At 64.6% G+C, this 13,291-nt stretch carries 12 protein-coding genes; 7 read left to right on the forward strand and 5 right to left on the reverse strand.

What is annotated here, in order from left to right; translation table 11 throughout:
• The 4 genes from A5777_RS17950 to A5777_RS17965 all read left to right on the forward strand — a co-directional run.
• On the forward strand, positions 1–1,034 hold a 1,034-nt coding region (locus A5777_RS17950), incomplete at its 5' end, for a pyridoxal phosphate-dependent aminotransferase (RefSeq protein WP_064863686.1).
• 180 nt (positions 1,035–1,214) lie between these two features.
• On the forward strand, positions 1,215–2,216 hold the full coding sequence (locus tag A5777_RS17955) for an alpha/beta fold hydrolase (RefSeq protein ID WP_064863687.1): 1,002 nt from the start codon (positions 1,215–1,217) through the stop codon (positions 2,214–2,216).
• A 47-nt stretch (positions 2,217–2,263) separates the two neighbouring features.
• Entirely contained in the window at positions 2,264–3,184 is a 921-nt protein-coding gene (locus A5777_RS17960) for a metal-dependent hydrolase (RefSeq protein WP_064863693.1), read from the forward strand.
• An 18-nt stretch (positions 3,185–3,202) separates the two neighbouring features.
• A complete protein-coding gene (locus A5777_RS17965; protein ID WP_064863688.1) occupies positions 3,203–4,342 on the forward strand; it encodes a PDR/VanB family oxidoreductase in 1,140 nt (379 codons plus the stop codon).
• Here the strand turns inward: A5777_RS17965 and A5777_RS17970 are convergent.
• Positions 4,304–5,869 carry an MFS transporter gene (locus A5777_RS17970; protein ID WP_064863689.1) on the reverse strand — a complete coding sequence of 522 codons (1,566 nt, stop codon included), beginning with the start codon at positions 5,867–5,869 and terminating at the stop codon, positions 4,304–4,306. The two genes, A5777_RS17965 and A5777_RS17970, sit on opposite strands and share 39 nt — an antisense overlap.
• 87 nt (positions 5,870–5,956) lie before the next feature.
• On the opposite strand from A5777_RS17970, the gene A5777_RS17975 reads away from it, so the two are divergent.
• Together A5777_RS17975 and A5777_RS17980 are read left to right on the forward strand one after the other, a co-directional pair.
• Entirely contained in the window at positions 5,957–6,535 is a 579-nt protein-coding gene (locus tag A5777_RS17975; protein WP_064863690.1) for a TetR/AcrR family transcriptional regulator, read from the forward strand.
• A 16-nt stretch (positions 6,536–6,551) separates the two neighbouring features.
• Positions 6,552–7,418, forward strand: coding sequence for a MerR family transcriptional regulator (locus tag A5777_RS17980; protein ID WP_064863694.1), 867 nt, complete (start codon positions 6,552–6,554; stop codon positions 7,416–7,418).
• Here the strand turns inward: A5777_RS17980 and A5777_RS17985 are convergent.
• Positions 7,383–8,831, reverse strand: coding sequence for a hypothetical protein (locus A5777_RS17985; RefSeq protein ID WP_231895110.1), 1,449 nt, complete (start codon positions 8,829–8,831; stop codon positions 7,383–7,385). The two genes, A5777_RS17980 and A5777_RS17985, sit on opposite strands and share 36 nt — an antisense overlap.
• A 121-nt stretch (positions 8,832–8,952) precedes the next feature.
• Positions 8,953–10,374 (reverse strand): UDP-glucose dehydrogenase family protein, encoded by a 1,422-nt coding sequence (locus A5777_RS17990; RefSeq protein ID WP_064863691.1) that lies wholly within the window; start codon positions 10,372–10,374, stop codon positions 8,953–8,955.
• 222 nt (positions 10,375–10,596) lie between these two features.
• Here A5777_RS17990 and A5777_RS17995 point away from each other — a divergent pair, with 222 nt between their 5' ends.
• A complete protein-coding gene (locus A5777_RS17995) occupies positions 10,597–11,886 on the forward strand; it encodes a M20 metallopeptidase family protein (protein WP_064863692.1) in 1,290 nt (429 codons plus the stop codon).
• Positions 11,887–11,890: 4 nt separating this feature from the next.
• Here A5777_RS17995 and dcd read toward each other — a convergent pair whose 3' ends face one another.
• Both dcd and A5777_RS24785 read right to left on the reverse strand, forming a co-directional pair.
• Positions 11,891–12,469: a dCTP deaminase gene (gene dcd, locus A5777_RS18000; protein ID WP_049700414.1), complete on the reverse strand. Its 579-nt coding sequence runs from the start codon at positions 12,467–12,469 to the stop codon at positions 11,891–11,893.
• A gap of 97 nt (positions 12,470–12,566) precedes the next feature.
• Positions 12,567–13,136, reverse strand: coding sequence for a hypothetical protein (locus tag A5777_RS24785; RefSeq protein ID WP_005201969.1), 570 nt, complete (start codon positions 13,134–13,136; stop codon positions 12,567–12,569).
• Positions 13,137–13,291: the final 155 nt, after the last annotated feature.

Raw genomic sequence — 13,291 nt, forward strand, 5'->3', positions numbered from 1 at the left:
TGCCGTACTCGCAGGGGTATTCGGAGTCGGCCGGCGTGCTCTCGGCGCGACGCGCGGTGGTCACCCGCTATGAGCTCCTCCCCGACTTCCCGTACTTCGACGTCGACGACGTGATCCTCGGGAACGGTGTCTCCGAGCTCATCACCATGACGATGCAGGCGCTGCTCAACAACGGCGACGAGGTGCTGATCCCCGCGCCCGACTATCCCCTCTGGACGGCCATGACGGCCCTCTCCGGCGGCACGGCCGTGCATTATCGCTGCGACGAGGACAACGACTGGAACCCCGACATCGCCGACATCGAGGCGAAGATCACCGACCGCACCAAGGCGATCGTCGTCATCAATCCCAACAACCCCACGGGAGCCGTCTACTCGCGCGAGGTGCTCGAGCAACTCGTCGACGTGGCCCGACGCCACTCGCTACTCATCCTCGCCGATGAGATCTACGACAAGATCCTCTACGACGACGCTGAGCACATCAACATCGCCTCGCTTGCCCCCGACCTGTTCTGCCTGACGTTCAACGGGCTCTCTAAGGCGTACCGCGTCTGTGGCTATCGGGCTGGCTGGGTGGTGCTCACCGGCCCCAAGGACCACGCCAAGGGCTTCATCGAGGGCCTGGGCATCCTGGCGTCGACGCGCCTGTGTGCGAACGTCCCCGGCCAGCATGCGATCCAGGTGGCCCTCGGCGGGTACCAGAGCATCGAGGCTCTCGTGGCGCCCGGTGGACGCCTCTACGAGCAGCGCAACGTGACGTGGGAGAAGCTCAACGAGATCCCCGGCGTCAGTTGCGTCAAGCCCAAGGGTGCGCTCTACGCGTTCCCCCGCCTCGATCCCGAGGTCTACGAGATCCACAACGACGAGCTCTTCGTCCAGGACCTGCTGCTGCAGGAGAAAATCCTGGTGGTGCAGGGCAGCGGGTTCAACCTCGACGATCAGAACCACTTCCGCATCGTCACGCTCCCCTGGTCGCGCGATCTCAAGGACGCCGTCGAACGGATCGGCAACTTCCTGTCGTCGTATCGCCAGTAGTGTCGTATCGCCAGTAGTTTCGCCTGCAGAAGCGCCCCCGATGACCTGCGGCGCAGCACCTTCTGCGCGATTCGCCGATCCCTGCCCGCGCGTTATGTGACACTCTTCGTTGTCACCGTCTCTGGACATAGCTGTGACGCTCGGTTACGTTAACCAGATCACGGTTCGAAGGGGTCACGTATGAAGCAGTGGGTCGAACGACTCATCGACGTCGACGGCGTACGGCTCGCGACTTTCCAGTTCGACGATCCTGCCGGCGACACGTCGGCCGTCGCAGGCGCAGGCAACCCAGCGGACCCAGACGGTACCGATGCAGCCGACCGTCCGACGGTGCTGTTCGTGCACGGCTGGCCGGATACGCATCACGTGTGGACCGAGGTCGCGCAGCGTCTTTCCGACGACTTCCGGGTCGTCGCGTACGACACCCGCGGACTCGGCGTCTCCGATAATCCGCGTGGGGTGTCGGCATACCGCATCGAAACGCTCGCGGACGACCTGTACGCGGTCGCCGCCGCGGTGAGCCCCGACGCGCCAGTCCATGTGGTAGCGCACGACTGGGGCTCCATCCAGTCATGGGAGGCGATGTCGCGCCCCGACGCCACAGATCACTTCGCGTCGTTCACCACCATCTCTGGCCCGTGCCTGGACCACGTGGGAGTGCTCCTGCGCGAGAACATCTCTCATCCGACGCCACGTCGAGCGCTCGACACCCTGCTGCAATCGTTCTTCTCGACCTACATCGTGCTGCTGCACCTACCGTTCGGTCCGACGCTGATCTCCGCGACACTCGGCTCACCGGGCGCGTGGCGACGATTCCTGCGGCTCATGGACGGTACGCCTGCCGAGCAGATCGTCACCGCGCCCTCGCTGCGGAACGACATGCGTTCCGGCGCGCGGTATTACCGAGCGAACATGGTGCGTAAGGTCGGCAAACCCAACCCGCGCACGACTCACGTTCCGGTTCTGGAGATGGTCAATACCCGCGACTTCGCGGTGCGAACTCACCTGCTGCGCAACACGAACCGATTCGCGCCCGATCTCACACGTCTCGAGTCACCGACCCCGCACTGGGCTCCGACGACCAACCCCGGTTACGTTGCCGACTCGATCCGCGAGTTCGTACGACGCATCGCCGCCCGAACATCCACCGCGACGACCCCCGACCGCGCCGCTATCCGCTGACCTGCCATCGCGAAGGAGTTTCTCCCGTGCACTCACACGCCGAGAAGATGAACACCACCTCAGCATTCGCACCGCACCCATCCACGCCACAAGACAACGACACCGATCCCGGTGATGTCGAGCTTCACGCACGCAACGTGGCATTCGACTGGAGCGACGTTCCGCTGCACTGGATTCCGGGTCATCCGATCGCGTCCGACTTCATCAGCGTGCTCAATCTGCTTCTCCCCGAGGGAGAGCGCTGGTTTGTCCAGACCTACAACGAAGCGCTCCCCCTGGTTCGTGACGAGGAACTGGCTGCGACGATGCGCGGCTTCATCGGCCAGGAGGCCATGCACGCGGAGGCACACGACCACGTACTCTGGGAGTTCCTCGACCATCACGGAATCGACCCACGTCCGTACTGTCGCCAGATGGAGTGGGTCTTCCGAAAGGTGTTGGGCCCCTTGGAGAAGGGCAGTGTAGAGGCCAAGCAGAAGCATCTCATCGAACGACTGTGGCTCATCGCCGCGATCGAGCACTACACCGCGATCCTCGGCGATTTCGCGCTCAACAACACGTGGACCGAGGTCGGTGCCGATCCGACGATGTCGGACCTGTTCACCTGGCATGGAGCCGAGGAGGTCGAGCACCGGGCCGTCGCACACGACGTCGCGGTCTACTTCGGTGACAGCTACCTTCGACGCGGCCGGGCAATGCTGATCGCACTGCCCACCCTGCTACTCCTACTGTTCCGAGGCTTCCGGTTCATCACCCATCAGGACCCGGCGATCAAGCACAACAACTACTTCTACCGCCAGTACCACTACGCACGTGGCGTGCGAGCGGGCGTTCTCCCGACGATCCGCAGCGTGCTCTTCGCAACGGCGAGCTACTTCAGACCGGGCTTTCATCCCAACGAAATCGGTTCGACCGCACAGGCTGTCGCCTACCTGGCGTCCTCGCCCGCAGCACGAAACGCTTCCTGAGTACACCTGGAACACGCCATGAATCAACGGGCACACCCACACACCACCGAGATGACCTCGGTGCCGCCGCATCTCTACGGACGATGGCGCCATGATCCCCTGATGACCTTTGGCACCGTGCTGTCCAAGACGTGGTTGCCGTTCTGGCGCCCGTTCTCGCCACTGCGGTCGACGGCCGAGAACGACGGTGTCACCACGCTGCGAATCGTGGGACGAGAGGTCGTCGCGCAAGACGAGAACGTCGTCGCACTGACCTTCGCCGGACTCGACGATCAGCTCCTCGAGAGATGGCATGCCGGAGCACATCTCGACCTCCTGCTGCCGTCGGGCAGGATGCGCGAGTACTCACTCTGCGGCGACCCCGCCGATAGACACACCTACCGAATCGCCGTGCGGCGCATCCCCGACGGTGGAGGCGGTTCGGTCGAGGTACACGACACCCTGCGCGTGGGCGACACGATCCAGATCAAGGGGCCGCGCAATGCTTTTCCGATCGCATTGCCCGGCTACGGATCGCAAGCCCGCTCACTCCGCTTCGTCGCCGCTGGCATCGGTATCACGCCGATCCTGCCCATGCTGGCGGCCGCAGAGCGCCTCGGTCTCGACTGGTCGATGATCTACACGGGTCGCAGCATGGACTCGATCCCGTTCCGCGACGAGGTCGCGCGATTCGGAGACAAGATCACGATCCGCACCGACGACGAGCACGGTCTGCCGAGCATGGAGGAATTGCTCGGACCGATCAACCCTCAGACCGGAAGGGCCCCATCAGGTCTCGCGGTCTACTGCTGCGGCCCGGTACCGATGTTGGAATCGTTGCGGCGCCATCTACACGACCGCCCCGACATCGAGCTGCACTATGAGCGTTTCAGTCCGCCGCCGGTGGAGAACGGGCGTCCGTTCACCGTCAGGATCGCGTCGACCGGGCAGGAGATCGACGTCGCGGCAGACGAGACCTTGCTGAGCGCGCTCCGCAAAGAGGTTCCGTCAGTGCCGTATTCATGCCGCCAGGGTTTCTGCGGCACATGCAAGATCAGGACGCTGTCGGGGGCAATCGACCATCGCGACAACATCCTGACCGAGCCGGAGCGCGCAGCGGGCTCCATCCTCACCTGCGTGTCACGCGCTGGTGGCGATCACCTGACCGTCGACCTCTGAGTGCGCAACCGACGTGAGTTCGACGCCGCGCGAGTGACTTTCGCCGCGCAGTAGAACCGCAGCGGCAACAGCAGCCACGGCGGTCACCGCAACCGCCACCCAGACCGCGCTGTGCAGCCCTTCGACGAAGACCTCCTGTACGGCTATGGTCATACGGCCGGAGATCGACTCAGGGGCGCGGGCGGCGACCTCCGCTCCGCCCATCACCGACTGTTCGGCCATCTCGGCAATGTGACGCGGAAGTCCCAGTGCGCCAATCCTTTCCGATACGGACGACGCATACACCGAGGTGAGCACCGAGCCGAGCACGGCCACGCCCAGTGTTCCACCGATCTCACGCGTCGTGTCGTTGACGGCGCTACCGGCACCTGCCTGCTCCGGTCGCAGCGAGCTCATGATCACGTGCGTACACGGACCCGTGATAGCGGCGAGGCCCGCAGCCATCAGCGCCATCGACCAGATGATGAGTTCCCAATAACCCGACATCCGTGACGAGATCTCCACCAGCGCAAAGCCTGCCGACATCAGGACAGCTCCCGAGGTCACCACCCAGCGGGGCCCGAATCGGTGTGCCAGCGCCATGGCTACCGGGGAGCAGACCGCGGTCACAAGCGCGAAAGGCAGTGTGCGCAGGCCCGCTTCGAACGGTCCGTACCCCTTCACCGCCTGGAAGAACTGGGTGATCAGGAAGATGAAACCGAACAGCGAGAAGAACGCGACAGCCACCATTCCCGCTGCTGCAGCGAACCTGCGGTTGGCGAACAGCGCGACGTCGAGGATCGGGTGCGCCACCACGAGTTCACGCCACACGAAGAGTCCGATAACCGCAATGGCCACAACGAGTCCCAGGATGGTTCGTGCGTCGGTCCACCCGTGGTGAGGGCCTTCGATCACCGAATAGGTCAGCAGGCCGAGTCCGATGACCGACAGCACCAGGCCGACGACGTCGAACCGCGACACCGATTCCGGTCGCGTACCGGGCACCACCGCGACCACCGCGATAGCGGTCACGGCCGCGATGGGCAGGCTGACCCAGAACACCGACGCCCACGAGTAGTGCTCGAGCAGCCACCCTCCGAGCACCGGCCCGATCGCCACGGCGATTCCCGACGTCGCGCCCCAGATCCCGACCGCCGTGGCGCGTTGCTTCCCTTCCGGGAAGATCGCGACGATCAGAGCAAGCGTCGCGGGAAAGACCAGCGCCGCGAACACCCCAAGGCCGGCACGCGCGGCGATCAGTTGACCCAGTGTGTTCGACGACGCCGCCAGGGCCGACACCCCGGCGAAGCCCGCGATACCCACCAGGAGCATCCGGCGGTGCCCGAACCGGTCGCCGAGGTAGCCGCCGGTGAGAAGCAACCCGGCGAAGACGAGCGTGTACGCGTCGACGATCCATTGCAGTCCCGAGATCCCCGCCCCGAGATCGCGCGACATGGTCGGCAACGCGACGTTGACGATCGTGTTGTCGACCATCACCAAGAGCTCAGCCAAACACAGCGCACACAGCGCCATCCAGCGAGAACGCATGCGACTCCCCTTCGATGTGGATTTCTGTTCTACTGTTGTAGAACAGTGTTCTTAACTAGAAGAACACCGTTCTAGTAGGTTGTCAATATGGCTTCTTCACGAGGTACGCGTCGTACCCCGGCGACCGAGGTACGCACGAATCTCATCGCGTCCGGGCGTCGAATCCTGGAACGAGACGGAGTCGCCGGACTCACCGTTCGGGCGGTCGCCACCGATGCCGGCGTCGCACCCATGGGGGTCTACAACCACTTCGACGGCAAGGAAGGGTTACTCGACGGCCTGGTCAGCGACGCCTTTGTCGAGTTCGCGCGCATGATCGACGTGACAGACGACGACGCCCGAGAGAGGTTGGCGCACAGCGGCAGGGCGTACCGGGAGTTCGCACGGCGCTACCCGGTCGCGTACTCGCTGATGTTCTCGCGCGAGCACCATCCCGACTCCGACGTCGCCGACCACGCCTTCGCGGTGCTGACCGACCACATCAGATACGGCCAGAACGCGGGACTACTCATGAAGATCGATCCGTACCAGGCGACGATGCAGGTGTGGAGCTGCGTGCACGGAGCCGTGTCGTTGGAGCTGGCGGGCACCCATCCCCCGACGATCGATCCCACCGAGAACTACGAGCACGTGTTGGCCATGGTGGTCCGCGGTCTGAGCTCGTGATGCGAGAATGAGCGCGATGAGCAGCGACGACAAGGCCACCAACGAATACCGGATCGACGATCTGGCGCGGGTTGCCGGGACCACCACACGCAACGTCCGCGGATATCAGGATCGCGGACTATTGCCCAGGCCATTGCGCCGGGGACGGATCGCGATCTACACCGACCTCCACCTCGATCGCCTCAGAGTGATCAACGATCTGCTCCGTCGCGGATTCACCATTCGGCACATCGGCGAATTCCTCACCGGAATCCAGCGCGGCGACGACCTCGCCGACGTACTCGGACTTCGCGAGGTGGTTGCCGCCCCGTGGGGGAACACGACGAAGACCTCGGTCAGCGCCGACGAGCTTCGCGAGTTGCTCAACAACAGCAACCCCGCGTACTTCACGCGATTGATCGACCTCGGCCTGATCAAGCCCGAAGGGACGGCAGATCCCCCGACGTCGTTCACCGTGCTCGATCAGGACACCATCGACGCATATGCTCGCCTCGTCCGCCGCGGTCTGACGCTGAATTCGATTCTCTCCGTACATGAGAACCTCAGTACGCAGATGGATTCGGTTGCGGAGGCACTCATTTCGGCTGGACGCGGGACGATCGCCGAGGAGTACAAGGACGGTTGGATACCGCAGACCCCAGCCGAAGCAGATTGGGTGCGTGACCTTCTCGTCGAATTCAGAAGAGCTGGTTCGACGATCGCGCACAACGCCCTCGACCGCGCACTCGATCGCGACATGGCTCGTCAGCTCGACGACTATCTCGCCATCGCCGACGACTCCGTCGATCAGGATCCGCTCGACCTCCGGGGAGAACGTCAGAGCCCGCCCGCCAAGGGACGAAAGCGATCAGGGAACGACGATCGGCGGCAATCCTCCGGGTAGTGGAATGACCGCTCGCGGTTTGGGTTTCGGCCGCGCATTGCTGCGCGGGCGCGGTTGTTCCGCGCGCCGCGATTCCTCGGTCTGTGCGGGTGGAGGAGGCGGCGGCACGTAGGTGGCAGCGGGTGCGCGGGCCTCGTTGAGGTCGGCAAGGTCTGCGTACAACTGTGTTGTCGTCGAACTGTGCGTCGTGGTGACCGGGTTCGACGCCGAGGGCGACGCGGAACCGCCGCTGAGCCCAAGTGCGGTGGCAGCCACCGCAACTCCGACGACGCCGAGCGCTCCGACACCGATCAGGATCTTCTTCCGACCGCGCCCCGTCGGCGCATCAACCGCTGCCCCACCGACCGCTGTCTCGTCAACTGCCGTCTCGTCAACCGCTGCGGCGTCGTGGCCGCGAGGCTCGATGCTGGGCGATATCGGAACGAAGCCGTCAGCCTGATAAAAGTCTTCGACGTTGTGCTGAAGACCGGCGTTGTGCTGAAGACCGGCGGTCGGCAGATAGGAGGGCGCCGACTGATCGGAGTATGCGAGCCGGATTGGCTCGATCCGATCGGTCACGTCGAACTCGTTGTCGACCGATCGCTGCGGCGGGGCGAGCGGTGACTGCTGCCTGCCGGCTTCTGAAAACGAGTCGCCAGGGACTTCCGCAACGGCGTCGCCCTGAACTTCTGCGACCGGGTCGGCAGCGACGTCCGCGACGGAGTCTTCAGCCACCTCCGCGACCGACTCGCGGTGGATCTCGACGTGGTCGGTGGTCTGGGCCACGGGTTCGGGCTCACATGCGGCGGTGGACCCCTGCTCGGCGGCAGCGGGCAGCGCCAGCGTGACGTCGTCGAGAACCACGATCGGGACGTCGGTGACCGGCGCGAGCAATTCCGGGAGTCCAGGCCACACGGTGTGCGTTGAATCGAACACCATCGCGCTGACCGTGCGGCCCGTCGAGTCGGCGCACTGCGCGACGGCGTCGGGGACGTGCTCGGCGCAGGCCAGCGTCGACTGTGCGACGTCGCGTCGTGTGACGCGGAACAGTCGGACGTACTTCTCGCCCATGATGAACGTGCCGTCGGACTCGGCGAGGCGGTATCGGCCCCTATGGCTCAGGAGGCGCAGTTCCGCTGTCCACTCGTCGGAGTCAGGGGCGTCGACGCGTCCCGCGCGCACGAGGTGATCGGAAATGAGGGCGTCGAGGTCGGCTCCGCTTGTGCCAGAAGCACGTCTGCTCGCGAAGGCCGTACCGGACTCGACGTCGACGAGTGTCACTTCGGCGCCATCCTCGGTGACGCTCACCACAGCGAAAGTGTCGACGAGCGTCGAGTGACGGCGTCGGAGATGGTCGGAGACACGACTGATCACGGACGCGTCGACAACCCGCCCGTCATTGATCACCCCGTTCGGGATCACCCCGTCGTCCATAGTTCGGTAGTCTCCGTCATCGAGAAACCCCACGCACATTCTCGTGAGTCGCGCCCAGTACACCTGAGCACGCTCGTTTGACCACTCCCCCGCAGTTCTGAGTGTTCAACCTAGCATGACGTCAGCGGTGCACCACTTGTGTCGCATCTTTGAAGGACAGACGACCGAGACCGACCGAATCCCGCTGATCTGCACCGAACCCGCCATCGTGACTCGCCGTTGCGCCGCCGAGTGCGGCGTACGACCATCCCGCCCGCCGCCACGACTGCGGGTCCAGGCACCGGCGCCCGTCGACGATGACACGTGACCGCACAACGGGATCGAGTTCGGATGGCGCCATATGCACGAATTGTGCCCATTCGGTGGCGATTGCGACGACGTCGGCGTCCTGGGCGGCCTCGGCGGCCGAATCGGCATAGTCGAGCATCGGATACATCCGCCGAGAGTTGGCGTTGGCCTTCGGGTCGAAGACGGTGACCGACGCCCCGCGCAGCGCCAATTGTCCTGCGACACTCAGTGCGGGTGAATCGCGAACGTCGTCACTTTCCGGCTTGAATGCTGCGCCGAGGACCGCGATGTTGGCGCCCAACAGTTCTCGCGGACATACCTGCGCGATGAGGTCGACCATCGCGGAGCGTCGTCGCATGTTGATCGTGTCGACCTCGCGCAAGAACCGCAGTGCCCCATGCGCTCCGAGCTCTTCGGCGCGCGCCTCGAAGGCACGAATGTCCTTGGGCAGGCATCCACCGCCGAATCCGAGGCCCGCGTTGAGGAATCGACGCCCGATCCTCTTGTCGTGACCGATCGCGTCGGCGAGCGTCGAGACGTCCGCACCGACGATCTCGCAGAGTTCACTGATCGCATTGATGAATGAGATCTTGGTCGCGAGAAACGCATTCGCCGAGACCTTCACCAACTCTGCTGTGGACCAGTCGGTTTCGATGACCGGAAGTCCGGTGTCGATGACCTTGCGGTACACATCGCGCAGCACCGTGCGCGCGTCTCGTGCGTCGGCGTCCGGATCGGTGCCGATCACCAGACGATCAGGACGCAGAGTGTCTTCGACGGCGTAGCCCTCGCGCAGGAACTCGGGGTTCCAGGCGAGATCGACCGTGGCATCCGGCGCCGTCAACGTACTGATCCGACGCGCCAACGACGCGGCGGTACCTACTGGCACAGTCGATTTGCCGACGATCAGGTGGTCACCACGCAGATGTGGCACCAGCGCGTCCACCGCGCCTTCGACAAACGACGTGTCGGCCGCGTGTCCACGCGCACGCTGCGGTGTCCCCACCCCGATGAAGTGCACGCAACCGTGTGCGGCAGCGGCGTCGGCCTCTGTGGTGAACGAAAGTCTGCCCGCAGAGATGTTGCGGCGCAGGATGTCTGCGAGCCCTGGCTCGAAGAACGGAACGTCGCCCGACGACAGGCGAGCCACCTTCTCCGGATTGACGTCGACGCCGAGCACGTCGTGTCCGAGTTCGGCCATACACGCTGCGTGTGTCGCCCCCAGGTATCCACACCCGATCACTGTCAGCTTCATACCTGAAGTGACTACGTGGGCCGATCTGCCAACTCGCTACGAGCACGTGACCAGTTGCGGGCGCGCGTATGAACGTCGTGTTCAGGTGTTGAACGACAGTCGAATTCAGGTTACCCGGCAGGCGAAGCACAGAACAACGGCCCGTCGAATCCGGCAAGAGAATACAGACATCACCGGCGAATTCGGCACCACCGGACCGGCTTCGCGGGCACACTCGATTATGTGACCTCTTCCACGATCGCTTCCGCCCTCGACTCCGCAGCGCGCGACGTCTTCGACGACCTCGTCGCCTGGCGCCACCACCTGCATTCTCATCCCGAGCTCTCCAATCGAGAGCATCACACCGCTGAGTTCATCGTCGAACGTCTACGCGAGGCGGGCATCGACGAGATCCGCAGCGGCATCGCGGGCACGGGCGTGGTGGCCATCCTGCGCGGCGGGGCCGACAGTGGAAGCGGGGACGGCAAGCGACTGGCCGCGCTGCGTGCGGATGTCGACGCACTGCCCGTGAAGGAAACCTCAGGGGTCGACTTCGCGTCGACCGTCGTCGACAACGACTACCCCGGCGGGCCGTTCCCCGTTGCGCATGCGTGCGGCCACGATTGTCACACGGCAACGGTTCTCGCTGCAGCCCACGTGTTGGCCTCGGTTCGCGATCGGTTGCCCGGCGACGTCATGTTCATCTTTCAGCCTGCCGAAGAAGGACCGCCCGTTGGCGAGAGTGGCGGCGCGCAGGCGATGGTTGACGACAATGCCTTCACCGACCTCACCCCCACGATGGTCTTCGGAATGCACGTCGTGCCGCTGCCGATCGGGATGGTCGGTGTGCACGTGGGGAATCAGTACGCGGCGTCGTGCATGATCAAGGTCGCCATCGAGGGTAAGCAGGTTCACGGGTCGACACCGTGGATGGGTATCGACCCGTATCCCGTTGCAGCCGAAATCATTTCCGGAAGCGCGCAGCTCTACCGGCAGGTTTCCGCGAACGACGCCATCACGGTGTCGTTTGGACACGTCGACGACGTCGGACGGTTCAACATCATCGGCCAGACGGTGACGCTCTGGGGCACCATCCGCTGCCTCGACGGCGCCGATATGACTGCGGTGCAAGACAATCTGCGACGTCTGGCCCAGAACATCGCCGCGGCGTACGGTGCGAGCGCGACCGTCGAGTATCTGCAAGACGTCCCGCCCGTGAACAATACGGCGCAGTGGGTCAACAGGATTCGACCGGTGATCGACGACGTCATCGGCAGGGAGCGCGTCGTCGACGTGCCCGGAGCGCTCGGATACGACGACGTGTCGGTGTTCGTACGCGACTTCGGCGGCGCGTACTTCACCTACGGCGTGCAGGACGCTCAGGTCAGCGCCAAGGGGTTGACTCCGACGCCGGGCGGGCGCGGCCTCGCCTCGAATCACTCACCGGATTTCTACGCCGACGACGACTCGCTGCTCGACTATCTGCGGATCTTCGTGCGCGTCGCCTACGCACACCTGGCTGAGTCGAGCTGACGGGCTACTTGTCGGCGTCGCGGATGAAGTTCAAATATGCCTTCGACGGCGTCGGGCCGCGCTGGCCCTGGTACTTCGATCCGACCGCGGCGCTGCCGTAGGGATTCTCCGACGGGCTGCTGAGTCGGAACAGGCAGAGCTGCCCGATCTTCATACCGGGCCAGAGCGTGATCGGCAGATTGGCAACGTTCGACAATTCGAGCGTGATGTGGCCGGAGAAACCCGGATCGATGAAGCCCGCTGTCGAGTGTGTCAGCAGACCGAGCCTGCCGAGCGATGACTTGCCCTCCAGCCTGCCTGCCAGATAGTCGGGCAGGCTGCAGATCTCCAGCGTCGAGCCGAGGACGAACTCGCCCGGGTGCAGCACGAACGGCTCTCCGTCTGCAGGTTCGACGAGCGTCGTCAGCTCGTCCTGCCGCTGAGCGGGGTCGATGTGGGTGTAGCGGGTGTTGTTGAAGACCCGGAACAGGTTGTCGAGCCGGACGTCGACGCTCGACGGCTGCACGAGAGCAGGATCGAAGGGGTCGATCGACAGGTTGCCGTCGGAGACCTCGGAGCGGATGTCGCGATCGGAGAGCAGCACGCCTGCGAGCGTATCGGACGGTATGTGGTGCAGGTACGACGACGGCGTTCTGCAGTCCTACCGGTTATTCAGATGGAACCGTGCGACCCATGGCGCCTCAACCCCCGGAATTGAGCTCTGCGCGGCACTCCTCAGTTGTCTTGGTCTGGATGCAGTCCGACCACGCCCGCTGGTCGTCGGCCCAGCGATGCTCGGGAGTCTGACCAGTGTTGAGTTGCCACTGATAGTTGGTACAGATGATGGCGTTGCCGTTGGCGTCCGTGGCGGTCCGGCCGATGTCCGCGCCAATGCACTGGTCGCCCAGCGACGGTCCTGGAGTCGCGGTTCGAGGCAGGTCCGGATTGGGTGCGACGCCCTGGACACTGGACCACACCGCGCCGTCGGTGCCCGCGAGACGTGAGCAGTATGCCGTCGAGCCGTCCGCGAATACTGCCGTCGCCCCGATCGGGCCGCACTGCGCGCCCTCGCTGACCGGGGCAACCGTGGGCGTCTGCGGCGGTGCCGTAGTTGTCACCGTGGCCGTCGGCGTCGATGAGGGTACCGTCATCGTGACCGCCGAGACGCTCGGCTTGTGCTGGCTGGTGGTCGTCGCGGTGCCCGAGTCCGTGGCGCAGCCCGCGAGGACGAGAACAGACGCCGCGGCCAGCATTCCCCAAATCGATCGCATGGCAATCGGTTTACTCCGTCCGCCGCGGTTTGGCGCCAGTAACGGACTACTTGCTCAGCTCACAGTGCGCTCGGCGATAGCCAGCACAAGCCGACGCGGAGCAAAGCGTGCACCGTACGCGCCGATGCGATTGACGAGACCGTCGACGACGCTCG

The organism is Gordonia sp. 852002-10350_SCH5691597, from assembly GCF_001665715.1.
Taxonomy (GTDB): Bacteria; Actinomycetota; Actinomycetes; order Mycobacteriales; family Mycobacteriaceae; genus Gordonia; species Gordonia sputi.